This is a genomic window from Shewanella sp. (genome assembly GCF_047975355.1).
GTDB lineage: Bacteria > Pseudomonadota > Gammaproteobacteria > Enterobacterales > Shewanellaceae > Shewanella.
This window is the reverse complement of the sequence record NZ_JBKEDJ010000006.1, coordinates 87,076-111,744: the sequence shown is the minus strand read 5'-3', so window position 1 is coordinate 111,744 and position 24,669 is coordinate 87,076. Positions and strand designations below refer to the sequence as shown.

The following is a 24,669-nucleotide window of genomic DNA, read 5'->3' as shown; positions in this document are numbered from 1 at the left end:
GTGTCAGTTTTATGCGGTAAAAACAAAGTAAAAAAAAGTGACATATCGAAATTGAAGATATGTCACTTTGAATGGGAGATCTAGATTTAAGCTAATTAAAACTTATAGTTAACACCAACGGTAATTCGCTGACCTAAGATGTCATAGTACGCACCTTGGTTGTAAACACTTGGTTGACGTGGTGGGGTTTCATCAAACATGTTGAGGATACCTGCACGAACTTGTAGCGCGTCAGTGATGTTGTAACGAGTCGTTAAATCAAACGTCATATACGATGGGATATCGTTGTAATTGTTTTGATTCGGTGACCAGTCATTACTGAGGACTGTGCTGCTACGGTAGTTTGCGGTTAGCACTGCAGAGAAATCTTCATAGGTATAGTCTGTAGTGAAACGATGACGCCAACGTGGTCTTTCCTGCTCGCCAGTTTCTTTGACTTCGTCTTCAGCAAAACCAGTAGAGTTGAATGAGCGCTCTTCTAGATAAGTACTGAATAAACGGAAGCCCCAATCACCAAAGCTCGTTTCTAAGGTATAGTTAGCTTCGATGTCAAAACCTGAAGTTTTGCTGGTGGCGGAGTTAACTGGTTTCTCGTAGTAGTTAACGATCTCATGAGTATCTGGATCACGTTCAAGCAGAGGACAGAATGGGTTGTCCAGTGTGCTTGATTGATAACAGTATTTTACTACGTCCTGACCAGTGAAACTGTTGATGACATTTTTCATGTCAAACGTCCAGTAATCCACCGTAAAGCTCAGATTTTCAATATAGCTTGGGGTGTAAACAAAGCCGATTGTGATGTCGTCAGCAACTTCGTTCTTAAGATCTTCGTTACCTACAATAAATCCTGGGCGTGTAGAACCATACCATTCCTGTGAAGGTTCAAAGTCAGTTGGGATGCCTTGAGCAGCACAGTTAGCTAGTACATTATCTAAATAGTCAGGATTGATTTGATTACGGTAACTTGCCGCACAGTAATCTCTCATCGATCTGAATGTTTGTCCTGGTGGGTTATACAACTCACCAATATTTGGAGCTCTAACAGACTTAGAACGGTTGAAGCGCAGTCTTAAATCATCATAAACAGCCCAGTTCAAACCAACTTTCCAAGCTGTATCAGAACCAGAGGTAGAGTAATCCATGTAGCGGTATGCTGTTTCTAACGTTAAGTCTTGCACTAAAGTCACATCACTTAACAATGGAATAGAAAACTCTGCAGAGGCCTCTGTTACATCAAACTCACCATCTAAAGGTTGAGATTGGTTGTTGAACAATAAACCTTCACGCATTGCTGGATCTGGTAAAGTGTCAGATTGCTCTTTTCTATATTCAACACTGAATGCACTGGATACAAAACCTGCTGGTAATTCGAATAAGTCACCACTTACTGATGCGCCTAATGCAGATTGAGTGATTGACGAACGACGAATTGCGTCAGTGCTAACCCAGTCGTAGGCATCTTGGTCGAAAATTCCACGGCCAAACACATTTAAAGGTAGGCAACCATTATCTCTGGCGCTTTCGCTACGACACACTACATTGCCGTTAGCATCTTTTACGGTATCGACGGCATCGTAGAAGCGTTGTTCAAACATTTCACCATACCATTCGGTATCCGCTTGGACATGGCCAACGGTCGCGTAGGTATCATATGACCAATGTTCAGATAGAGAACCCTCGAATCCCAATGCAACACGAGCTGTTGTGCGTTCTTGGCTATATTTGCGGTTACCAAAGTCAGATGCTAAGTAACCAACATTCACACCTTTGCCTGGACCCGATTGACCTGCACTAACAAGTGCAGACGCATCTGGAGATAAGAAGCCGTTATCTTCATATAATCTGAAGTTTAAAAATGCAGGGGAGCTTTCGCCATAAGCATCTGATTTGCTTAATGTGGCTTCCATTGTCATTTTATGATTGTCATTGATGTCGTAGCTCATTACTGAGAAAAAGTTGATACGATCCAATGGGGTTTTGATGAATGAGTTTTCAGCGAAGTTATAACCCTCACCGCCCAAATAATCCACACGGCCAGAAGTCAGTGGTGGTAAAGGCTCACCGAGTTGCATTGGACGAACATTACCATTTTCATCAAATGTATAGCGCGTACCGTTAGAAACAAAAGTACCCGTTTTGCTATATGAAGCAAGTACTTGCTGGCCATATCCCCAAACAACTGCTTGTGGATCATCCGGACCTGTTGCATTTTGGTTTCTGACTACAATAGGGGCGTCACGTAAGAACTCTCTGTCCATATAAGACAATTGGCCTTGACGTGCCCAGCTCAAGTTAGTCACAAAGCTTGCTTTACCAATCTCTGAACCGAATGTGATTGAGGCGTATTCTTCTTCGCCACCATCTTCGGTGGGCTGAGTGGTTGACACGTCAACAGCAATACCATCAAAACTCTTCTTAGTGATAATGTTTACCACACCCGCTATAGCATCAGAACCATAGACTGCTGAGGCTCCACCAGTGGTAATTTCGATGCGCTCGACCATTGCAGTTGGAATGTTGTTTAGGTCTACTGCACCTGAACCTGGTGCACCTGCAACAAATCGACGTCCGTTAACGAGTACGAGTGTACGGTCAGAACCTAAACCTCTAAGGTCAGTGTTATTTAAACCGCTCGCAAATACAGTATTGTTAGTCGTTTCAGGCGATAAACCAACCAAGGTATTCGGCATTTTATGTAATAAGTCGGCAACGTTTACCACGCCAGCATCAACTAAACCATCACCAGTAATTACGGTAACAGGAGTAGGAGCGAGCTCACCTATACGCTTAATTTTTGAGCCAGTGACTTCTATGCGTTCAATTGTTTCAGCTTGTTCTTCAGCTTGAGCATAAACTAAGTTTGAAACAGTTAAGCTTGCTGCGGCAAATATGCCGTAGCGAACTGCTTTTGCCGTCAGAGACAAAGAGTTCATACATTTCTCCTTTATATTTATATTTCTAATTAGTTAATTGATTTTATTTTGTGAAATTATTTTTTAACAACTTCAGTGATATGTTTATTGTTTGATTACACAAATGTCAACATTGAGGTGGGTAACAGAATGGAACAGTGTCATAAATTTAAGTTTTAATTAATTTAAAATCTTGAAATTTAACATAAAAATAAAAAATAATTAACAAAATCAGATGTAATTGCTCGTTTAATTTTTGTTAAGCATCTGTTTTTATTTTAATTTGTTTTTTTTTGAGGCTGTTTTTTGTACTTCTGTTTTTGAATTGTAACTTTTTGTTATATTTGGTTGTGTATTGTATTTTTATTTAGTTCTATACGTAAAACTTTATCAGTGTATAGGGCAAAAGTTGTATTTGGTGGGGTTGTCTTACTTACGTTGAATGGTTTTTTATTTGTTTCAAATTGCTACATTTTGATACAGTTACTTTGTTCCAATTTCTGTGTTTTTGTGAAGGTGGTTATGTTGGAGAGTATTAAACAAGTAGATTAGCAGATTTTTTGAACAGGCTAGGGCGTTTAGTTTCTAAGTTTGGATATCAAAACTGGGAAAATCAGTGATATTTTGCAATTAGCAAGATTTTATTAAAGGTGAATAATGGCGGGAAAACTTATGAGCTGCTAGCTTTGATGGCGAATAGGTTTAGAAATCATTCTTAAATTAAAGCGCACATCATAAAGTCTGAATGTGCGCTTTGTATTACATCTTTAATCAGTAATGACATTCACAATATCGAGGATCTTACGACTCTTTTCATCGAGTTTGATGATTGAGCCTTCTACTTCAATGCTGATCCTACCGTCTCTGTCTAAGGGCACAACTACGCGGCCGCGGTCATAAATGTCGTAATCTAGGATATCGCCACGACGCAGTTTTTTTTGCCATCCAGGAGGGAGAGGTTGACCTTTATCGGCTTTCTTTTGTAAGCCGGGTGGTAAGTCTTTGTCTCGCTTGTCGTGCTCATGCTCATTCTTTGCAAAAGCTGCCATTGGGGCAACCAAACTGAGTACGACTCCGCCAATCAGTGTTGCAGTTAATTTATTCATACTAGCTCCCTTAGGAATTACGTTGTTGAGGTCAATCTAGCTTAGCTTGGATGAACTTTAGCTGAATATGCGCCCTTAGCGGGCGAGCATAAGCACTGCTTGCCATTGTTCTTCGGTAACAGGTTGAATACTCAGCCTAGAACCTTTAGAGACTAAATACATATCGGCCAATTGCGGCAAACTTTTGATTAAACTTAAGGGAATGATTTCCTTAAATTGTTTGACGAAACGAATATCCACCCTCAACCATCGTGGCTGCTGTGGGTCTGACTTAGGATCAAAATACTTTGATTCTGGGTCAAAGGCCGAGCTATCAGGATAGGCACTTGTCACGACTTCGGCAATGCCGACGATACCGGGGACTTTGCAACTAGAATGATAGAAGAAGACTTGATCGCCTATTTGCATCGCATCTCGCATAAAGTTACGTGCTTGGTAGTTACGGATGCCAAACCAGGCTTCAGTTTGGTTAGGCCTTGCTTTAAGGTCTTCGATACTAAATTCGTCGGGTTCCGACTTCATAAGCCAGTAGTTCATCTTCCATCCTTCACAGAAAAAGCCGTCTCATCGAGTTAATGCTTTGAGTTTATCCTACTTTTTGTTTGCCTCACAGTTAACCGTACTCTGCGTCATTATCCGGTGCGTTAAGTCAGTGTTCAGTTAACCCGGCTTACCCTTTTATCACTATCGAGTCTGGTATGCCTTATGCAGCGGAGCAATGACACCGCGAATAGTTACAAAATTGGCAGTTTTAGCGAACAATCCAAGCTTTTTTGAATACCCGACTTTTTAAGATGAGTGATGTTGAAACCGTGAGGTGTGCAATGGAAACTTCAGCAATGACCACAGACAGTGGCCTATACACTAAATACCTTAAAGATTTCACCGCTGGCGATGTGAGTCTGCATCGCGATCGAATGTTGGAATTCATTAGCGATTTAACTTCTCAGGGCTGGTTATTGGCTAATTTCACTTGGGATTATTGGTATAACAACAGCTACTTAGTCGATAAACCTGCTTATATCCGTGATGCCAGTGTCGCTCAATGTCGTCTGTTATTAACCGCGATGACTCGCCTAGAGGTCTTCAGCCCTGGCGTTTTAGAGAATATGCGCCGTCAGGGAATATTGTTGGCGATTATGGAACGCCTGCAGTGTTTAGAGGGAGTAACCTCCCAGAAACAGTTGGCGTTTATCACCCGTTAATCAAGGCTTTTGATCTAGGGAACGACCTTACTCTTTAGTCTAATACCGTGCTTTTTTGCTTGTGACATGTTCCGTGGATTGGTTAGTTTGAATCATGCTAACCATAATAAAAAAGCACGGAGGCCTTAATGTCTGTTTCAACGACTCAAGCAACAAATCCACTCAAATACAGTGAGTTCCGGGGGGCAAATACCCCGGAACTTGTTGAAAAAACCATAGGACAATACCTTAACGATATCGCTAAAACTTATCCCGAACAGTTAGCTGTTGTCGTTAATCACCAAAATATCCGCTGGAATTACCGTCAATACCTCGCACAAATCGATGCGCTTGCCACGGGTTTGCTCAAGCTGGGTATAGCTCCTGGGGATCGCGTGGGCATTTGGTCGCCCAATAATATTGAGTGGTGTTTAACTCAATTCGCTACCGCCAAAATTGGCGCCATCATGGTGTGTATCAACCCTGCTTATCGCCCTGAAGAATTGCAATATGCTCTGACTAATGTGGGTTGCCGAGCTGTGATCTGCGCCGATAAATTTAAATCCAGTAACTATTTGCAGATGCTCTATGAGTTAGCGCCTGAGCTTAAGGTATGCGCCCCTGGGCAATTACAGGCTAACGCACTGCCTGAACTGGAATTTGTGATCCGTATGGGGGCTGAAAAGTCTCCCGGTATGTTGAACTTTGATGATTTATTGCTTGAGGTAACGGCCGATGACAATGCGGCGCTCGAGCGTATCGTCGAGTCACTTAGCCCTTACGATGCAATCAATATTCAATTTACCTCCGGCACAACTGGTAGCCCAAAGGGCGCGACTTTATCACACCATAACATTTTGAATAATGGCTACTTAGTCGCCGAGGCGATGAAGTTTACCTGTAACGATAAACTCTGTATTCCTGTGCCCTTGTACCATTGCTTTGGTATGGTGCTAGGTAACTTAGTGTGTTTGGCCAAGGGCGCCGCTGCCGTATTCCCAGGAGACTCCTTCGACCCGCTGACAACTTTGGAAGTGGTTGAACGTGAGCGCTGCACCGCACTGCACGGCGTGCCTACTATGTTTATTGCCGAGTTAGAGCATCCTGAATTTAAACGCTTTGACTTAAGCTCGCTGCGAACCGGTGTGATGGCGGGGGCAACTTGTCCCGAAGAAGTCATGCGCCGCGTACAAAACCTGATGTATATGCAGGAAGTATTAATTGGTTACGGCCAAACCGAGTGTAGCCCACTGAACCATATTACCGAAATTGACTCGCCAGTGGAGAAGCGCGTGCTCACCGTTGGCCGTGCTTTACCCCATACCGAAGTGAAAATTGTCGATGAGTTTGGCGAGGTACTGCCCATTAATCAGCCAGGTGAAGTCTGTAGCCGTGGTTACTGCATAATGCAGTGCTATTGGAATGACCCCGAAAAAACCGCGGCAACCATCGACAGTGAAGGTTGGCTGCATTCTGGCGATATTGGGCAAATGGATGAACAAGGCTATGTGCAAATCGTTGGTCGCATTAAAGATATGATTATTCGCGGTGGTGAGAATATCTATCCCCGTGAAATTGAAGAAAAACTCTATACCCATAAAGATGTGCAAGATGCGGCAGTGTTTGGGGTACACAGCGATAAATATGGTGAAGAAGTGTGCGCGTGGATCAAGATCCGCAGTGGCGCCACGATTTCAGAGGAGGATATTCGTCATTTCCTCACCGAAAAGTTTGCCTACTTTAAAGTGCCGCGTTACATCAAGTTTGTGGAACAATACCCGATGACAGTCACGGGTAAGATCCAGAAATTTAAAATGCGCGAGTTGATGTACCAAGAGTTATATGAGGATATTAATGCCTAGGGCGCATTAAGCAAAAAGAAACCCAAGTCCGATGGCTTGGGTTTCTTTTTAGCTGTGCGTTATAGATTAACGTCGGTAATGCCGAATTTGACTATCGAGCCAAACTGCACTTTTGCTTAATTGTCGCTGACTTAGTCGCAGCCAACGTTTGGCCCAAGGATACTGGGTGCTCAATAGGGTTAATCCGATAAGGATAAAGAGCAGTCCTGGTCCAGGTAAGAGTAAAAATATCCCACCGACTAAGGTAAAACACGCACCTAACGCGGTAATGACGGTTCGAGTCATCGCGGGAGGCACAAAAGTCAACTTACTGTCTTTGAAGGAAATCGGCATATAGCGTCCCCTAAGGTTTACCTAATCTTCCACTTTGCCGCCACTAATGGTGTACCGAGCGTATCGATGCTAGTTTCAGTCTACTCCTATCATTTCTGCTTAAGCTAGGTTCTCGTTGGGTAAATATGTAACAAATATTCACTGTACCTTGAGGAATGGCTGATTATACTGAAAAGAGTTCAACCGATGAGCAAGTGATGAATTGTTTGTTTTTCAGGCGATTAAACAGATTTGTCTAAGAGGGAGGTGTTATGGATCGTTGGTGCCCACTAATACTCTGTTGCCTGTTAAGCATGGCCAATACAACATTTGCAGACACGCTTAAGCTCACCTCATTACTTTGGCCACCCTATTCAGGTCAGCAACTTGCGCAACAAGGAGCGAGCGTTGCCATTGCTCAAGCCGCCTTTGCACGCATGGATCAACAACTCTTAGTGGATTTTTATCCTTGGAGCAGGGCGATTAAGTTAGCGGCCATGCCAAACTCTGATTACATTGGGTATTTTCCTGAATATTATTTTGAAACGGACAAGTTTGTTTTTTCAAAACCAATAGGGATCAGTCCATTAGGAATTGTTGAGCAGCAATCTCACCCCATAAGTTGGCATTATTTAACCGATTTAAATCGCTACACCCTCGGAGTCGTGAAAGATTATGTGAATACCGATTCGCTGGATCTGATGATTGCTTCTGGGAGTCAGCCAGTAGAAGCCGTGACCTCCGATGAACAAAACATCAAGAAGGTTGCAGCAGGTCGCATCGATGGCGCAGTGATTGATATCAACGTGCTCTATTACCTGTTAAAACAGCCCCATTTACAGCCATTGGCTGAAAAATTACAAGTGAATAAACAACTCGTTGCGAATAAACAGCTGTATGTTGCGTTTCGCAATACGGAAGAAGGGCGCCATTGGCGAGATATTTTCGACCAAGGCTTAGCTCAATTGGATATTGAAAGCATTATGGGGGAGTTGTTGTTCCAGGAAGAGATTTCCCTCCGCTAAATCACGCCTAGTTTTCCTTCGATCTGTTGTCATAAATTTGTCGTGGTTCGTCATTAATATTGTCCTAAGGCGATGAGTCGGCACTCATTTCATTTTCTAGGATGGTATGAATAACACTCCCTTCGAGAACATTCCTTTTGAGTTAGATACCTTATCTCAACTCATTGATACTCATTATCTTAAACTGAAATATCAGGTCCTCGCTGACATACCATTTCGGCATCAACATTTTCCACTCTACAGCATTGAATTAGGGGTTACCGACCATGCTTGTCCAACGGTGTTATTTGTTGGTGGCGTGCATGGGGTGGAGCGAATTGGTTCTCAGGTGATTTTGGCCTTACTTAACAGCCTATTGCAGCGCTTAGCATGGGATAAACACCTACAGCAGTTGTTGGCTGAGATCCGCTTGGCATTTGTTCCTGTGGTAAACCCCGTCGGTTTATTACTGGGGAGCCGCGGTAATGGCAATCAAGTCGATTTGATGCGCAATGCACCAATCGAGTCTCGGGAAAAAGTGTCATTTATGGTGGGGGGACAGCGGCTATCCTCCAAGTTGCCTTGGTTTCGTGGCCTTGGCGGCATGGAGCTTGAAACCGCCGGGCTAGTGGCCTATGTGCAGCAATTGCTTAGACAAAGTACCAGTCTGATTTCCCTCGATGCGCATTCAGGGTTTGGCTTAACGGATCATATCTGGTTTCCCTATGCCCACACTCGTGCGTCCTTTGAGAATGCCCACTTTATTTTCCACTTAAAACAATTATTTGAAGCGAGCTATCCCCATCATGGTCATTATCGGCTTGCCCCTCAGAGCCAGTTTTATCGTACCCACGGCGACATTTGGGATTACTTGTATCGCCAGCATCACAGCCAAGATCCCCAAGCGGACATTCCATTTCTACCTTTGACCTTAGAGATGGGGTCTTGGGCATGGATTAAGAAAAACCCAAGGCAAATCTTCAATTTTGCGGGCTTTTTTAATCCGCAAAAAACGCACAGGCACCACAGAATTTTACGTCGGCACACCGTCCTTATGCAGTTCTTGATGGAGGCGGCGTACGCACGGGAATTAGAAAGACTCACGCCTGAACATCTCACACAACTTGCGCAGAGTGCGCAGCAGTTTTGGTATCGGGAGAGTTTGTGATGACGACTTGGGTATTACTCAGGGGCTTAATGCGAGATCAACGCCATTGGAATGATTTTGATCAAAGGTTAAGGCAAAGGGGCTGCACGGTAGTAACGCCCGATTTGCCCGGTAATGGGAGCCTCAATCATCAAACCAGTCCTTTGACTATTGCCGACTATGCCAGTGCGGTATGGTCGCAACTGGATGCGTGCATCGCGGGGCAAGCTTTTTATCTGCTCGGTTTATCTATGGGCGGCATGTTAGCCATGGAAATGGCCAAGCAACGCCCTTGGCAGATAAAGCATGTGTTTGTGCTTAATAGCAGCGCGGCTAACTTGTCGCTTTGGTATCACCGATTCAATGGATTGAATGCCTTGAGCGCTTTGGTTAAGCGTTGTCGAGGACGTCAGCTTCACCCTATCGAGTCCACTATTGTCCGCCTAACCAGTTATCGACATCGACGCGATAGGGCCTTGATTGCGCGTTGGAGCCAATACCGCCAAGAAGCGAGTCCGACGTTTATCAATGGTTGCAGGCAATTGTGGGCAGCATGTCGATATGAATGTCCTGCGTCTTTGCCTGTGCCCGTCAGTATTTTAGCGGGTGATCGCGATGCGTTAGTCAATATCCAATCGAGCAGGGCGCTAGCAAGGCATTTTAAGGTTGATTTAGTTGTCCTAGCCTATTGTGGCCATGACATTACCATAGATGCGCCAGCTAAACTGGCGCATTATCTCTTTGAAATCATCAGTCCAACGCGAAGGGAGGTCAGTGAACCATTCGCTGATTGTGGAGACTTGCTCTATGAGGAAAGGGACTTTCATGAGACAAGGCTAATCATGAGGTAAGGTTAGTGCATCCACTTCCAAACTATTCATCAGCACTACCCTCTGACGCTGAGTAGTGCTGAATGACTGCTGTTACGCGCGACTAGGGTTATTACGCTTTCGCTACTATGGTTTGCCCAATCGGTGTCAGGCTTAACAGCGCCAGTTTGATATGTTGGATCCCGAAGGGGATACCGATAATCGTCACAAAGCAGGCTAGGGCATGGGCCAAATGACCTATGGCCAACCAAATACCAAATAGTAAGAACCAAATAATATTGCCGACCATGCCGAAGGCACCAGTGCCTAGATCATCACGTCCGGATAAATGACGGCGATTCATTTGCTCCTGTCCAAAGGGCCAAAAGGTCAATTCACCAATCACAAAACAAGCTCGGCCGAAGGGAATGCCAATAATACTGATAAAACATAAAATGCCTGCAAGCCACCAGGCTAGACCCATCACAAAGCCACCGAGCACAAACCAAGCAATATTGAAAATCAACCGTAATAACGACATAGAATACTCCTTAACGTTTTTCAAAACCGTGCTGGGAATCTTTGGGCCAACACACAGGATCATTAATTGATACTTAAATCGATTAAGCGAGAATTATGCCAAAATATTTTATTATATTTTTCAATAATATAGATCTTGTCGTTGTTCTGTCTAGTTGTAATTTACGCTAGATTTTCGCAAAAATGCTTAATTGTTACGGACGCTTTAGGCAAGCTCGCGTTACACTAAACACCATGTTTTCATTAGAGAGTATCCATGCTACCCAATAGCCTGTTTGCAAACACTTTGCTCGCTGAAAGCCCTGTAGAGTCTTTTTCCTTTGCCGGGCGCGAGATCTTTCTCAAAAGAGATGATTTATTGCATCCCGCATTTAGTGGGAACAAGGCGCGCAAATTTGCCTATTTTCTAGACCATGAGTTTGTGGGGATCTCTAAGGTGATAGGCCATGGTTCTGCGCAGGCCAACTCACTTTATTCACTGTCTGCGCTCGCCAAACTGAAGGGCTGGCAGTGCGATTTTTATGTGGATCATATTGCCAGCCATATACTCAAGTTACCGACGGGGAACTATGCTGCTGCCATCGCCAACGGTACGCATGTCATTGATTTATCCAGCTTGATTGGAGCAAATCCTTCACTGCAGCGGGAGCCTGGCTGGACTTGCCAAGATTATATTGAGCAGCAAGTGTTGCCTACTGAGCCGAACGCATTGTTTATTCCTGAAGGTGGACGCTGCCAGTATGCCGAATATGGTGTTAGTCAATTAGCGGCTGACATTGAAACTTGGGCAATGCAACGGGGGATGACAGATCTAAAAGTGTTTCTACCGGCAGGCACAGGAACCACTGCATTATTTTTAAATCAGTATTTCGTGCGTAAGCAATTGGATATTAGAGTACTCACCTGCGCGGTTGTCGGTGGCGATGAGTATTTAACTAAGCAATTTAGCCTGTTAAATTCCAATTTAGCTGAACATCCACAGATTTTGAACGTGGGTAAAAAATACCATTTTGGGAAACTCTATCCTGAGTTTTATGCCATGTGGCAGCAACTCAGTGCCAGCGGCGTGCAATTTGAATTACTCTACGATCCCTTAGGTTTTATTGTGCTCGAGGATTATTTACGGCGTGAGAAAACCTCTCCCATTCTTTATATTCACCAAGGTGGGTTATTAGGAAATGAAACTATGTTGCCTAGATATCGACGAAAATTTGGTAGGGTAGGTGAACGGTAACGATTACCCAATCAGGTGATTGCGTTTTAAAACTTTGTGAGTGCGAGTGGCTATCTTTTCAAGATGTTTCAGATCTTTTAATCCCGGAGTATCGGCTGAATATTGCCAGTAACTTATTTCTGTATCGAGCATTTCGAGCATTTTTTTAGAGCAGCCTAAACACTCACCTTGGCACATTTGTGCTTCATCTAAGTTGAGTGGGATCACCTGTTGAATATGGGTTATCAAGGCTTGCATCGCCGTTTGGGTATCGGGTTTTGACATAGAAAATACATTTACCAAACTCATTGAGTGACTATATTAGCAGAGGCAAAAGCAGACGAGTTTGATCTAGATTAGGAATACGCATTTGGCTCAGCATGTATCTGTGTGAGCTAGATACTGGCTGAACCAAACGTGTTCGTCATATCGACGTGAAGGGGTAGCGGATCGTGATATTAGGCTATCAATAATGGCGAGTTGATTTCGGTATGGCGAGGAAAATGAGAACCGAATAAATCAACATGCCGTTATATGTACTCAATGAGTACTAATTCAAACTTATTTATTTGACGACAAAAGCCATTTCATAAAGTTTAAGGCTTCGGTACGCTTTGAAAAAGTTTGTCTGTTTTTACCTTGTCTATCGGTAAAAGCAATTGATGTTTTGTTGACTGAAATTGAATCTACAGGGAAATTCACTGTGATTTCATGTCCGTTAATTTTGTATGACATAGGCCACACTCCTTTTAATTAAATTCACCCTTAGGTGAGCAAGTAATAACGATAAAATATCCTTAGCATAGCTGCGAAAGATGATACTAATGAGTCTTGAGGTTACCCATTCCACGATGATTAATCAAGAGACGCATTATTGATAACTAATGCATATCAGCGATTATGTCAATGGAAAATCTCAATTAGCCCAGTTGACCATAGCAAAGTGACAATACTATGACATTGGCTGAATTAATTAGTTCACTGTTTTAGAGTCGATGTAGAAAATCACTAACTCATTATTTTTGTGGGACTTACTTGTAGTAGGCTTTCTTTGTGAGGATCGATTTTGCCATTGCCTTAAGCAAATGTACAAATCGATGTAAAAAGGATAACGACAAGAAACTTCTCAAAACGCAGGGCAGTATAGCAGTAAAACTCCCGCTGGCAAGTTTATTTTTTACTCAGCGGGAAATACCGATGTTTTTATTTTGTATTATTTGTTTCTCAAATGTATAGGGTTATTTGGCAATGACCAATTTAATAAATCAGCTCTCCAATCGGATTCAATAATTTACTGAGTCCTTTTGTAAAATACAGCGGTGCGTCTAACACTGTGTAACAGAGGCAGCCAGACTGGGTTTTGGGGGAATGTTGGGTTTTCCCATCTAAGATAATGAAATCACCAGGAACATATTGGCCGTGAAGATCGGAAAATTCGCCCGCTAATAATAAGGTCAGTTCATATCCTTTATGGGTATGCTGTGGGATTTCACCTAAAGCATCGATATGTAACAGGCTTGCGCGAGTATTATTTTCATCCACATTGAAGCGCATGCGGCTGACTTTACCAATTTGTTGCCACGGATGGGCGATATGTTGACGAAACACTCTCGGTATTTCATAACGCACATTTTTATGGTTAAGGGAAACCGTTGATTTTACAGGATAGTCGTCTTCCGTCTGTGTCGCTTCGGGTAAGGCCATAATCTGAGACAACATTTGCTGCAAAGCGTCATCCTGCGATGAGTCTGTTGCATTCATCGGAGTTTGATCTAGTGTGTCGCCCTGCGCCACAAAGGCGAGCTCTGCCGCCTGCTCGGTGAATTGGCTGACTTGTGATTGGCACTCGTGACATAGGGCACAATGGGCCGCGATTGCGATGGACATAGATAAAGGCAGCTCGGCCTTTGCATGGGCTAGCAGTAAGTCGGTATGGGGATGATGTTTAATCATGTTGTGTCTCCAAAAAGCTTTTCAGCTTTTCTAACCCCAATCTGAGTCGCGATTTTATCGTGCCAATCGGGACTTTTAAGGCATCGGCTAATTCTTGTTGCGTGAGTTCTTGCATATAAATCCCTTGAACCACTTGGCGCTGAGCTAGGGGCAGGGCATCTAAATGTGCGAGCAGTTTGGCGGTCAATTTATGGTCGGTGTTGTTCTCTTGGCTAACGGCAACATCGCAGAGTGGCCAGATATCGTCACCGAAGGCATCCTCTTTATTGTGCTGAACCCGTCTTAGCATATCGAAACACTGATTGCGCATAATGGTAAATACCCAAGTTGCCACCGAACCTTTGTCCGCATTGTATAAATGGGCTTTAGTCCAAACGAGGGTCATGGTTTCTTGTACCAGATCCATTGCAAGACCCTGTTGATTTAATCTTTGCAGGCCAAATGCACGGATTTTGGGCATAAAGTGGTTAAACAGCTTTGCAAAGGCTGCTTTATCTCTTTGATTCGCAACCTTAACAATGGCACGAGCCAAAGAGTCAGTATCTGTGATTAGCTCATTGGCTGTTGAAATTGGGCGATCGTTTTCCATAGCCATGTCGATAGGGGGTGATAACTGCCTATCATAGCGATTCTGCGCTAAATGTGATTGAAAATTTTCCATTATTGAGCTCTTTCTTAAGGTTCAATCCAGTCAGAACATCGCAAAGGATGTGTCTTCACGGCTAACATTCGATAAGCATACGAAGCAATACGTAGGGTGCTGAATAATGGATCACTTAAGATGACTTAATCACAGTTCGTAATAAGTCCAGTGTTAGTTGATGGTCTAAGGCATTGATACAACTGTACTTCTCAGATGCTTGTACGGGTAGGATTTCTAACCAGCGCTGACAAACCCAGGCGATATCCTCAAATTGTTCCACTTGATAATGTTGAAGATGTTGAGGGTACTCCTTGAGAATATTCTGCAGCATTTTGCTCAAGTAACGTTCATTTTCTTGGATAGGCGATGCAGGCCAATTATCGATAAGGTTAACTTCGGCGCGCTTTAAACCGTCTGGCTCGACTGCAATATCGTCGAGTGTGAAGCGTTGTTTTCCTTGAATGCTTATTCCCAGCATACCATCGGGTAAGGTTTCAAAATCGATGATATGCACTAGCGTCCCGATAGGATAAATGGTTTTCCCTTCTTCAGAAGTCATGCACAACCCAAAGCCGTCGCCTGATTTAAGCGATTCGGCCACTAAGCGTTTATACCGAGGTTCAAAAATCCGTAACTGGGTATATCCCTCTGGTAATAAACAAATTGGCAAAGGAAAAAGAGGTAATTTCATAGTGGCCTCAAATGAACTTATGTCTATATCATTACGTACCATATACAGAATTTGATCAGTGTACCAAGCAATAACCGACCCATTAAGGGGATGAAATGAAGTTAAATCCATTTGAGAAAAAGTTAGTCCAGCATCCGCTGCGTTTTTGGTTGCAGAATCATGTCGAAGCGCCCTTACTGACTTCAATGATGCCCAAACCTCTTCCCTATATACGCCATGCGCTCGAAATTGGTTGTGGTTTTGGTAATGGGATCCAGTTGATCCGAGACCATTTTGGAGCTGAGCAGGTCACTGCCGTCGATCTTGATCCTGATATGGTCAGTGCCGCGAAGGCGCGCTGGCATGATTCCCCAACTGGGTTGAACCACTTGGATTTTTCTGTTGCCGATGCCACTGCATTACCTTTTGCGGATGCGCAGTTTGACATAGTGTTTAACTTTGCCGTGTTTCACCATATTCCCGATTGGCAAGCGGCGATTGCCGAGGTGGCAAGAGTGCTAAAGCCCAACGGCTTTTTTGTGGTGGAGGATTTATACCGCGCCGCCATTTGCAATCCTTTGAGTCGCTGGTTGTTTGAGCATCCACAGCAGAATCGATTTAACCACCCAGAGTGGCTGACGGTGCTTCGTCAGGCGGGATTTGAGATCCTATGTGATCGAAATCTTCTCAATCTTTCGGGCATGGTGCTGGCACAAAAACGAATGGCATATAAGGTGGGAATTGCTTCGATAGGCACCTGATAGCTGTAAGCTAACTACTTGTGATTAGTGGGATATGCTAACGAAATAAAACATCCGAGTGATTGTAATTTTTAGATAAAATCGACTTGTCGCATGGTTCTCATGGTGAGTTTACCGCTATAATTTAGCTTAATCCGTCGCTGGTGAGGAAAGCTGTTCCTCCAAAGTAGAGAAGTCGCATTATGGCAAACGTGCTTGCAACCGTAGATCAACGAACCAAACTCGTCGGTGAAAATCGGCTCGAACTGCTGCTGTTTCGAATTAACTCTACTCAGTTATTTGCGATTAACGTCTTTAAAGTCAAAGAAGTCGTCAAGTTACCCCCGTTAAATTCGATGCCCGGCAGTCATCCACATATTTTTGGGGTAGCCAATATTCGCGGTATGTCAATTCCCGTGATTGACCTGCGTTCGGCTATCGGCTTTAAACCTGTGCCTCCGGGAGATGATGCCAATATGATCATCACCGAATATAACCGCAGTGTGCAGGGCTTCTTAGTCGGTAAGGTCGAGCACATTATCAACATGACCTGGAGCGATATTATGCCGCCGCCTAAAACGGCGGGGCGGAATAATTACCTCACGGCCATCACGCGCATCGAATACCAAGGGCAGTCGCAACTGGTATCGATTATCGATGTTGAGAAAGTACTCGCAGAAATCGTCCATTACGATGTGCGCCTCTCCGAAGGCGTATTGGATGAGAGCCTGTTAGATAAGATGCCAGGCAGAAAGGTGCTGATTGTCGACGACTCCTCCACCGCAAGGCGCCAAGTGCGTGAGACCTTAGGCCAGCTCGGGATTGAAATTATCGAGGCTTCCGATGGCTTACAGGCGTTGCATTTATTACAGAAATGGCGCGATGAAGGTAAAAATGTCGCCAAAGAGCTGTTGATGATGATAACCGATGCGGAAATGCCTGAGATGGACGGCTACAAGCTGACCTACGAAGTGCGTAATGATAGGGCTATGGCGGATTTATTCATCACCCTTAACACCTCGCTCAGTGGTAGTTTTAACAATGCCATGGTGGAGAAGGTTGGTTGTGACAGGTTTATTTCGAAGTTCCAGCCAGATTTGCTGGTGGAAGTAGTACAGGACAGATTGAAGCAAGTCCTCAACAATAATGCCGCCTAGCTAAGTAACACGATCGAAGCACATTTGCCGCCTTAGCAACATACGCTATTGGCGGCTTCGTTGTTTTAAGGCTGGCAATTTTAGTGTTATGTCCGCGATTTGCGCTACTCGTTCAGCTCGGCTTTAACATCGGCAAGGACTTGGCGCTTCATCTCTTTGGTAGTCGCGATATGGATCCGTGCAAGCCTGAGGGCATAGTTAAATCTCTGTCTACCGACTAACCGGATAAGCTCGGCAAAAAACAGCGGATCTAGGAAAAATTGTTGGCTGTAGTAGTGAATTGCTGCAGGTAAAGAGGTGTAAGTGACCCCATCAAATTCAAAGCGAGTGCTGTCTAGCTGGCATTCGAGTTCAACCCCCTCAAGCTGTATTGGCCAACCCGGAAAGTTAATCCTGTCGCGGGCGATTTGATACATCATCCAAGCGCTTTTTTTAAAGCCTTCAAACACTTTGCAGGAGAACTCAGACTCGGCCAACTCTTCCTCTGTCCAATTAATCCCAATGGCTAAGTGCTTAGCATATACAGTCAGAAGGGCATCTTTAACCGCCATCCGGCAGTCCCAGATCGACGTTAAAGTATGTTGTTTCGCCAGTTTTAAGCATTCTGCGCAGCAGGGAACGGCCAATGCAGGGTGGGGCGCGTGTGACTCAGTTTGATATTCAAATAGGTCTTTGCAAGGCTCGCCACAAAACCAGCAGAGGTGACGCTTATCGAAGGGTATATCGATACAAGGGAAAGCGGACATCAAGAGCTAAATACCTCTGCCCTTGATGTCATAAACATGCCAATCGGGTTGAGAGGATTAAACTTCTTCAACATCAACGAGATCTTTAGCCAGAACGATAGGGTCCAGCTCTAAGCAGTCTTCATCGCTTTGCCAATCGACACCAATCAACACACCATCATCGTTGAGATCCGATACCCAGTACTCGAGGAATTCGTCGAGGCTAATGGCAACCGCTTGGTAGTCTTTCCATTCATCAGTGCAGTGAGATTTTGCCTGCGCTTCGCTCGACCATAAAGGCATAACATCAGTATCTTCATACTCGCCCGAGTCACAAACGACCCAGCCTTCACCAGTTTCATCCATCAAACCCCAAAGTGTTTGATGTTCTTTTACGTTTTCGATAAAGCCAGCTAATGCTGCGTTGATTTCAGTCATGATAGGTCTCTTTGAAGTATGCTGTTAACGGGTCCATTATACGGCAACGGTTAGATAGTCCAAGGGATTCTTTGCTAAGATTTTTTCGCTGTTGTTTAACTGAGCAATAAGTGAATTTATCTGGCGATTTGTCGTGACAAGCATTGTGTTAGCGGGCGCTATGGGTCAGGATGTGTCGAGCAGAGGCACCGATAATGATTGCTTAATAATCGGTGAGTATCTGGCACGATTTTCTGGGGGAGAAAATAGTTTCGTGGATTTTTGGCCGTTACCTTTTGGTTGAATGTTCAACACAGGGGTAACCCGTTTATGGCTAAACATCGTATCTCTCTTGGCATGGTTTTTTAACCGCTTGCCTCGCTTAGCTAAGATAAGCCCTTAGCACTGATGTAGGAGTAATTGATTTGATCAAACTGAAAGGAATGTCCTATCTTGCCGCCAGTATCGCCGCTTGTGTGAGCTTAAGTGCGTGTTCAAGCGCGCCAACCTCGGGCGGTAGTAATAGTCAAACCGCTATTGCCGAGACCCAAGCCGCCGTACAAGAAATGCAGCTCAGTGACACCATCGCCGCCCATGCTGCGGCATTTCCTACCTGTGTGGCTAACCTACAGGATCGCGCGCGTAGTGAAGGTTTATCCGAAGTAACTATCCAAGACACAGTCGCCAGTTTGCAGTTTGTGCCAAAAGTGATTGAGCTTGACCAAGCTCAGCCCGAATTTAGCCAAACCTTCAACAACTATTTCACCAAGCGGGCGACCGATTGGCGGGTGAATGAAGGTCGGCGTTTACTGAAAAAACACCGAGTATTGCTCGATAAGCTGGCGCAGGAATACGGTGTGCCACCACAATATATTCTGTCTTTCTGGGGACTTGAGACTAACTATGGTTCCTACAAAGGCAAAATGTCCGTATTAGATTCCCTTGCTACCTTGGCCTGTGAGCCGCGTCGCAGTGGTTATTTTACGACTGAGCTGATGCAAGCGCTTAAGTTAAAAGAAAAATATGGATTCGATAAGAGCACAATGGTGGGCTCATGGGCGGGCGCCATGGGGCACACGCAATTTATGCCCTCGGCCTACGCTAAATATGCCATCGATGGAGATGGCGACGGTAAGGCCGATCTATGGAATAGCACAGAAGATGCGCTCACCTCGGCGGCGAACTTTTTGCAACACTTAGGCTGGCAACGCAATGAGCGTTGGGGCCGTGAAGTGTTATTACCGCGTAATTTTAGTTATGAAAACTTAGGCGCTAAACAGGCGCAGCCCTTATCGCGATGGGCGGCGGAATCTGTGATGCAAACTAATGGGCAGCCTTTACCCGCTATCGAGATGAAGGCCGCACTGTATTTGCCTTCGGGCCATACTGGCCCCGCGTTTTTAGGCTATGAGAACTTCAATGTGATCATGCGTTGGAACCGCTCTGAATTTTACGCTATTACCGTTGGTCACTTGGCCGATAGAATTAATGGTGGCGAGCCGCTAAAAGTGGCACCGCCAGAGCAGCCACGGTTGAGTCGTGAGCAAATCAAGCAGTTACAAACCAAACTGAATGAGTCTGGCTTCGATGTGGGCAAGCCCGATGGCGTACTTGGGCGTAACTCTGCGGCGGGGATCCAGGCATTCCAGCGTAGTCAAAAGATGATTGCTGACGGTTTTCCAAGCCCTGAAGTCTTTAGCGCACTGGGGATTTCGCTCTAAGCCTTTTACTTTGAGTCGTACTGCGTGTGAACGTTAAGTGCTCAGGGCCGATGATTAATGCAACCCAGTGCCACTCAAGGAGCTGGGACGCGAAATCGCTCAAACTAAGCGCGCTAATCCGCAGTAGTCTGGGCTTTGGTAATGCATCGCAGGGATAAAACAGTGGAGTGCAAAGGCCAGTTTTGTTAAGCTCGGCCGACATTTGAAATCGAAGCAAATCAAAGGATATTCGATGAGCATTAAAGACGATATGGTTGTGCAGTTTAACTACACTCTGCGCGACGAAAAAGGCGAAGTGATCGAGACGAACGAAGGTCGCGAGCCGATTGCTTACTTACACGGCCATGACAACATGATGCCAGGTGTTGAGAATGCGATTAATGGTAAAGCGATTGGTGAAAAGTTCACTGTTACTCTGCCATGCACTGAAACCTATGGTCAACGTATCGAAGGTGAAGCGGCGCAGCAACGTGTGTCTGTGAAGCACCTGTTAGGCGCTAGCGTGTGGAAGCCAGGCATGACGGCTGTGGTTCACACTGATCAGGGTCAACGTCAAGTGACTATCGTCAAAGTGGGTAAGTTTATGGCGACTGTGGATGTTAACCATCCATTAGCGGGCCGTGACTTAACCTTCGATATCGAAGTGGTTGGCGCCCGTGATGCGACCGATGAAGAAATCGCCCACGGTCATGCCCACGGTGTAGGCGGTCACCACCACTAATCTGTGTAGTTGCTCCCATAAATACTCTGTTACAGCAGGTGTGCTCGGAAGTAATGACCAGATAAGTAAAAAAAGCCCAAACCTAGGTTTGGGCTTTTTTGTGCGCTAATGCTTAGTTTTGCAATCCATGTTTTGTAATCAAAGTCGCGCAATCAGCGTCTCGCAACCACAGTTTCGCAATCAATATCGTGGTTTTTGGTGCAAAGGATTCACCGCTAAACTTATGCCCACGTTTCGTGGCGAGGCTTGAGCACAGGCAATCCTGCGCCCAATCCCAACAAGCACACCGCTTAATGAACATGCTCCATCGGTTTGTCACTAAACATCATATCGAGACTCGCTTGGGTCTGTGGGTGGTAACCACTGCGAGCCGCCAAGTAAACGGTTTTTGCCCAGTCATAGTGCTCGCTGCTCGCCAGTTTTTGATACAAAGGCACAATCAGTCTGCGCCGGCCAATCTCGGTTAAATGTTGTTTCAGTGCCGGCAAGACACTGTAGTAACCGTTATCGAGGGCGAGGGCATACCAAGCAAAGGCGATTTCATTATTGTGGGTGCCAGTAAAATGAAAGGCTTTATCTAACTCGGCTAATTGTTGCTCAGTGAGATTTAGTCTTGGCATTTCATTAATAAAGCGTAGCCATTGATGCACAGTCCAGCCCTGAGTGTTTAGGGCGCGGGCATCACGCTTGCCTTCTAACCATGCTTGGCGCTGGGCATCGATATCATCGAAGGCGTGTGAGTTGGGGGGCACTAAAAAGCTGGGTAAACCTTGTCCCTCCACCCAAGTATCCACTTCGGACTCGCTGACGATATTGGGATATTTTTGCAATAACTGCTGCGTGAGGTAATTGCGGAACTGCTCCGTGGTAATGCTTTGAAACGCAAAGTGATCGAAGTAGCTTTTCACAAAGGTATCGAACCGTTCGCGGCCAAATTTTTGCTCGAGGAAGCGCAAAAATAATTGTCCTTTCACATAGGGGACGCCGCTAAAGGCATCGTCGGGATCGCGCTCGCCTAAGTCAATATGCAGTACAGAATCGCCGGCGGGCAACTCGGCTAATTCGGCCAATAGCTCAGAGTAACTAATGGTTTGCTCCATCAGGGCGCGGTCGCGGCCATAGAGATCTTCCATAATGCGGTTTTCCACATAAGTGGTAAAACCTTCGTTAAGCCAGAGATCGCGCCAGGTGGCGTTAGTGACTAAATTCCCCGACCAAGAATGGGCCAGCTCGTGGGCGATTAAACTCACTAGGCTTTTATCTCCCGCGATGACTGTGGGAGTAATAAAGGATAATCGCGGATTTTCCATCCCGCCGAAGGGGAAGCTCGGCGGAAGGATCAGTAAATCGTATCGACCCCAACGGTAATCGCCGTAGCGTTTAGCGGCGATGGCAATCATCTTCGGCGTATCGGCAAATTCTTTGCTGGCCTTGGCAAGCATTTCGGGCTCGGCCCAAATGCCTGAGGTGTCGTCTAAGGCGGCAAATTGCAGGTGTCCTGCGGCAATCGCAATCAAGTAGGCTGGAATCGCCTGCGGCATAGTGAATTGGGTTTGCGTCGCAGACACGCTCTCTCGGTCGGCACTCATGACGACGCTAATGCCTTGCTTGGCTGTGACGGTGGCGCTGTAGGTTTGGCGCACTGCGGGCGTATCTTGCAGCGGGATCCAGCTTCTGGCATGGATGGCTTGGCTCTGACTAAACATAAATGGCCATTGCTTACCTTGGGTTTGCTCAGGAGTAAGCCATTGAATGCCAGATGGATTCTTGGATGTATGATAATTAACTTTGACCTTGGCGACTCGCTCTTGAGGTAGGTTTATGGTGAGCGCTGCGCCTTTGACCTTATCGGCCGAGCCTAAACTAAAGGGCACGGATTGCCATTGGCCGTTTGCATTTACCATGCTGACACTGTTAATCGAAAGGTCACGGGTATCGAGCACTAGTACTTTTCCGGCCTGATGCCAATCCAGCTCGAGAATCGCATCCCCCGAGAGTTGCTGCTGCGCAAAATCTACATTTAATGCCAATGCGATGTGATGAATGCTCACTTGCTGGTAATTGGCAAAGGTCAACTCATCGGTGACAGTATGCAATTGGCTTGAAGCAACGCTCGCAAGGCTCGTGTTAGGTAAGGTATTGGCTGCATTGGCATACTGTACTAATGGTAGCAGCATCAAGAGTGCGCTGCTAATGAGGGTACGACGGGATAAAAACATATAACCACCCAGTGTTGTGATTCTTGTTATGGTGTAAAGGTGCTAGCCGTGAGCGGGCTGTCATCGCTGATGCGGGATTTTACTCGAACTGCTCTGGTTTGGGGCAATTTAGCTGACACTAAAATGTAATTAAACTTTATCTAGACTCTCGGATTGCCTTGCTAAAGGCTGGGTTAAGAGTTTATTCCGAGCGCATAAGGACTTGACGTAAGCACGCTCAATACCGTGCGATGTAGATTTGATGGTGATGGGTAAACCTAAGCTTGCTTAGCCTATGGCGCGTCTGTCTTCAGCAGTAATACGAGTTTAAAAGTTCATCCTTAGCGAAATAACTTTGCTATTATGGCGCGTTTTAAGAGTGGTTCATCACGAGAGCGGAATTGCTATGCTAGTGGAATTTTCTCAGGGTAGGTTGATTGCCACCGAATTTGAAGTGCAGATCCGGCTGAATATGGCCAACGTTGTCCTTCAAGCCGCGGCCGAAGACATCAGCCTTAGGCAGGAGCCGCCGATGATCATCGCCAATGGCGGCGGCGTGCGTTGGAGCATTAAATTAGATAACACCAACCAGCTTGACGCATTGCAAGCCCTCCTCGGTATTGATTATCTGTAAATCGCTCGCGGGGCGAGCATAATAACTTTTGATTTATAAGGGATTTGTCAGTATGACACTTGAACGTATTGTGATTGAGCCTCAAGTTGAGGCGACGGCTGCGGTGATTTGGTTGCACGGTTTAGGGGACTCGGGCGCAGGGTTTGCACCTGTGGTTCCAGCATTAAGCTTGCCAGCGGGACACAGCATTCGCTTTATCTTCCCCCACGCGCCAGAGCAAGCGGTGACCATCAACGGTGGTTACATTATGCGCGCTTGGTATGACATTAAAAGCATGGATTTGCACGATAGAGCCGATATGCAGGGCGTGATGGCCTCGGAGCTGAGTGTACAGTCCTTGATTGACGAACAAATCGCCGCGGGGATCCCCAGTGAGCGCATCGTCTTAGCCGGATTTAGCCAAGGCGGGGTGATGAGCCTATTTACCGGATTACGTTATCCCCAAAAACTCGCTGGCATTATGGCGCTGTCCTGTTATTTACCGACGGGTGATGTGTTACCCAGCCAATTAAGTGCAGCCAATGCGAAAACGCCTATTTTACATCAGCACGGTGAACAGGATGATCTAGTGCCATTATCCGCAGGTTTATTAGCGAAAGACGCGTTAATAGCTGGGGGATATTCGGTGCAATGGCAAACCTACCCGATGCCGCATTCAGTCATCCCAGTACAATTAAAAGCAATAAGCACTTGGTTACAACAGTGTTTTGAAATGTAGAAAAATCTAAATGCTGATAAAAACGCCATGCGGTAAATTGAATTTTGGCTGCGTGGTGTTTTATATAGAGAACAATCCATTATATTGCCAGTGCTATCTAAGTTGCTTAAATTAAAGCGTTAAATCTTTTCTTTTAAAATACCTTTCCCATTAAATTGTGAAATATAAAATAAGTCGTTTAGCTTATTTTTTATTTGAAACAAATCTGTCTTAAAACTCATTAAAGATCCCACATTAAAGTCACGTTTATTAATAAAAATGACACAATTCGTCTTTATTCTTT

Annotated in this window: 25 protein-coding genes; 12 read left to right on the top strand and 13 right to left on the bottom strand. The window is 45.2% G+C overall.

Annotated features, from left to right (window positions below; translation table 11 throughout):
• Positions 1-95 precede the first annotated feature (95 nt).
• From ACK5NH_RS03205 to ACK5NH_RS03195, 3 genes are all read right to left on the bottom strand, one after another.
• Positions 96-2,933: a TonB-dependent receptor domain-containing protein gene (locus tag ACK5NH_RS03205; protein ID WP_416917771.1), complete on the bottom strand. Its 2,838-nt coding sequence runs from the start codon at positions 2,931-2,933 to the stop codon at positions 96-98.
• A 746-nt stretch (positions 2,934-3,679) separates the two neighbouring features.
• Positions 3,680-4,018: a hypothetical protein gene (locus tag ACK5NH_RS03200; RefSeq protein ID WP_416917770.1), complete on the bottom strand. Its 339-nt coding sequence runs from the start codon at positions 4,016-4,018 to the stop codon at positions 3,680-3,682.
• A 75-nt stretch (positions 4,019-4,093) separates the two neighbouring features.
• Positions 4,094-4,555, bottom strand: coding sequence for an EVE domain-containing protein (locus ACK5NH_RS03195; RefSeq protein WP_416917769.1), 462 nt, complete (start codon positions 4,553-4,555; stop codon positions 4,094-4,096).
• 287 nt (positions 4,556-4,842) lie between these two features.
• On the opposite strand from ACK5NH_RS03195, the gene ACK5NH_RS03190 reads away from it, so the two are divergent.
• Entirely contained in the window at positions 4,843-5,223 is a 381-nt protein-coding gene (locus ACK5NH_RS03190; protein ID WP_416917768.1) for a DUF6508 domain-containing protein, read from the top strand.
• Between the two features lie 128 nt (positions 5,224-5,351).
• Positions 5,352-7,064 (top strand): AMP-binding protein, encoded by a 1,713-nt coding sequence (locus ACK5NH_RS03185; protein ID WP_416917767.1) that lies wholly within the window; start codon positions 5,352-5,354, stop codon positions 7,062-7,064.
• A gap of 66 nt (positions 7,065-7,130) precedes the next feature.
• Here the strand turns inward: ACK5NH_RS03185 and ACK5NH_RS03180 are convergent, their stop codons facing one another.
• On the bottom strand, positions 7,131-7,397 hold the full coding sequence (locus ACK5NH_RS03180) for a PGPGW domain-containing protein (protein WP_416917766.1): 267 nt from the start codon (positions 7,395-7,397) through the stop codon (positions 7,131-7,133).
• A gap of 251 nt (positions 7,398-7,648) precedes the next feature.
• Between ACK5NH_RS03180 and ACK5NH_RS03175 the strand changes: the two genes are divergently transcribed.
• The 3 genes from ACK5NH_RS03175 to ACK5NH_RS03165 all read left to right on the top strand — a co-directional run bounded on the left by ACK5NH_RS03175 (position 7,649) and on the right by ACK5NH_RS03165 (position 10,378).
• A complete protein-coding gene (locus tag ACK5NH_RS03175) occupies positions 7,649-8,401 on the top strand; it encodes a substrate-binding periplasmic protein (RefSeq protein WP_416917765.1) in 753 nt (250 codons plus the stop codon).
• 106 nt (positions 8,402-8,507) lie between these two features.
• Positions 8,508-9,548 (top strand): M14 family metallopeptidase, encoded by a 1,041-nt coding sequence (locus tag ACK5NH_RS03170; RefSeq protein WP_416917764.1) that lies wholly within the window; start codon positions 8,508-8,510, stop codon positions 9,546-9,548.
• A complete protein-coding gene (locus tag ACK5NH_RS03165; RefSeq protein WP_416917762.1) occupies positions 9,548-10,378 on the top strand; it encodes an alpha/beta fold hydrolase in 831 nt (276 codons plus the stop codon). The genes ACK5NH_RS03170 and ACK5NH_RS03165 overlap by 1 nt, the downstream gene beginning before the upstream one ends.
• A 91-nt stretch (positions 10,379-10,469) precedes the next feature.
• On the opposite strand, the gene ACK5NH_RS03160 is transcribed toward ACK5NH_RS03165, so the two are convergent.
• On the bottom strand, positions 10,470-10,877 hold the full coding sequence (locus ACK5NH_RS03160; RefSeq protein ID WP_416917761.1) for a YccF domain-containing protein: 408 nt from the start codon (positions 10,875-10,877) through the stop codon (positions 10,470-10,472).
• A gap of 285 nt (positions 10,878-11,162) precedes the next feature.
• Between ACK5NH_RS03160 and ACK5NH_RS03155 the strand changes: the two genes are divergently transcribed.
• Positions 11,163-12,110, top strand: a complete 948-nt coding sequence (locus ACK5NH_RS03155; RefSeq protein WP_416917900.1) for a 1-aminocyclopropane-1-carboxylate deaminase/D-cysteine desulfhydrase — start codon at positions 11,163-11,165, stop codon at positions 12,108-12,110.
• Positions 12,111-12,113: 3 nt separating this feature from the next.
• On the opposite strand, the gene ACK5NH_RS03150 is transcribed toward ACK5NH_RS03155, so the two are convergent.
• From ACK5NH_RS03150 to ACK5NH_RS03130, 5 genes are all read right to left on the bottom strand, one after another.
• Positions 12,114-12,374 carry a hypothetical protein gene (locus ACK5NH_RS03150; RefSeq protein WP_416917760.1) on the bottom strand — a complete coding sequence of 87 codons (261 nt, stop codon included), beginning with the start codon at positions 12,372-12,374 and terminating at the stop codon, positions 12,114-12,116.
• 276 nt (positions 12,375-12,650) lie between these two features.
• On the bottom strand, positions 12,651-12,824 hold the full coding sequence (locus tag ACK5NH_RS03145) for a hypothetical protein (RefSeq protein WP_011072074.1): 174 nt from the start codon (positions 12,822-12,824) through the stop codon (positions 12,651-12,653).
• 522 nt (positions 12,825-13,346) lie between these two features.
• The gene (locus ACK5NH_RS03140; protein ID WP_416917759.1) at positions 13,347-14,042 is read right to left on the bottom strand and encodes a ChrR family anti-sigma-E factor; all 696 of its coding nucleotides are present in this window, start codon (positions 14,040-14,042) and stop codon (positions 13,347-13,349) included.
• On the bottom strand, positions 14,035-14,703 hold the full coding sequence (locus ACK5NH_RS03135) for a sigma-70 family RNA polymerase sigma factor (protein WP_416917758.1): 669 nt from the start codon (positions 14,701-14,703) through the stop codon (positions 14,035-14,037). Before ACK5NH_RS03135 ends, ACK5NH_RS03140 begins: the two co-directional genes overlap by 8 nt.
• Before the next feature lie 115 nt (positions 14,704-14,818).
• On the bottom strand, positions 14,819-15,376 hold the full coding sequence (locus ACK5NH_RS03130; protein ID WP_416917757.1) for an LON peptidase substrate-binding domain-containing protein: 558 nt from the start codon (positions 15,374-15,376) through the stop codon (positions 14,819-14,821).
• Between the two features lie 95 nt (positions 15,377-15,471).
• On the opposite strand from ACK5NH_RS03130, the gene ACK5NH_RS03125 reads away from it, so the two are divergent.
• A complete protein-coding gene (locus tag ACK5NH_RS03125) occupies positions 15,472-16,116 on the top strand; it encodes a class I SAM-dependent methyltransferase (protein WP_416917756.1) in 645 nt (214 codons plus the stop codon).
• A 182-nt stretch (positions 16,117-16,298) separates the two neighbouring features.
• On the top strand, positions 16,299-17,252 hold the full coding sequence (locus ACK5NH_RS03120) for a chemotaxis protein CheV (RefSeq protein ID WP_416917755.1): 954 nt from the start codon (positions 16,299-16,301) through the stop codon (positions 17,250-17,252).
• A gap of 104 nt (positions 17,253-17,356) precedes the next feature.
• Here ACK5NH_RS03120 and ACK5NH_RS03115 read toward each other — a convergent pair whose 3' ends face one another.
• Together ACK5NH_RS03115 and ACK5NH_RS03110 are read right to left on the bottom strand one after the other, a co-directional pair.
• The gene (locus ACK5NH_RS03115) at positions 17,357-17,998 is read right to left on the bottom strand and encodes a hypothetical protein (protein ID WP_416917754.1); all 642 of its coding nucleotides are present in this window, start codon (positions 17,996-17,998) and stop codon (positions 17,357-17,359) included.
• Positions 17,999-18,055: 57 nt separating this feature from the next.
• Positions 18,056-18,415, bottom strand: a complete 360-nt coding sequence (locus ACK5NH_RS03110) for a DUF2750 domain-containing protein (protein ID WP_416917753.1) — start codon at positions 18,413-18,415, stop codon at positions 18,056-18,058.
• A gap of 404 nt (positions 18,416-18,819) precedes the next feature.
• Between ACK5NH_RS03110 and ACK5NH_RS03105 the strand changes: the two genes are divergently transcribed.
• Together ACK5NH_RS03105 and ACK5NH_RS03100 are read left to right on the top strand one after the other, a co-directional pair.
• A complete protein-coding gene (locus ACK5NH_RS03105; RefSeq protein WP_416917752.1) occupies positions 18,820-20,115 on the top strand; it encodes a lytic murein transglycosylase in 1,296 nt (431 codons plus the stop codon).
• 232 nt (positions 20,116-20,347) lie between these two features.
• A complete protein-coding gene (locus tag ACK5NH_RS03100) occupies positions 20,348-20,836 on the top strand; it encodes an FKBP-type peptidyl-prolyl cis-trans isomerase (protein ID WP_011623029.1) in 489 nt (162 codons plus the stop codon).
• Between the two features lie 290 nt (positions 20,837-21,126).
• Here ACK5NH_RS03100 and ACK5NH_RS03095 read toward each other — a convergent pair whose 3' ends face one another.
• Positions 21,127-23,055 carry a M1 family metallopeptidase gene (locus ACK5NH_RS03095; protein ID WP_416917751.1) on the bottom strand — a complete coding sequence of 643 codons (1,929 nt, stop codon included), beginning with the start codon at positions 23,053-23,055 and terminating at the stop codon, positions 21,127-21,129.
• 385 nt (positions 23,056-23,440) lie between these two features.
• Here ACK5NH_RS03095 and ACK5NH_RS03090 point away from each other — a divergent pair, with 385 nt between their 5' ends.
• Together ACK5NH_RS03090 and ACK5NH_RS03085 are read left to right on the top strand one after the other, a co-directional pair.
• Positions 23,441-23,668, top strand: coding sequence for a DUF3389 family protein (locus ACK5NH_RS03090; RefSeq protein ID WP_416917750.1), 228 nt, complete (start codon positions 23,441-23,443; stop codon positions 23,666-23,668).
• Positions 23,669-23,720: 52 nt separating this feature from the next.
• A complete protein-coding gene (locus ACK5NH_RS03085) occupies positions 23,721-24,386 on the top strand; it encodes an alpha/beta hydrolase (RefSeq protein WP_416917749.1) in 666 nt (221 codons plus the stop codon).
• Positions 24,387-24,669: the final 283 nt, after the last annotated feature.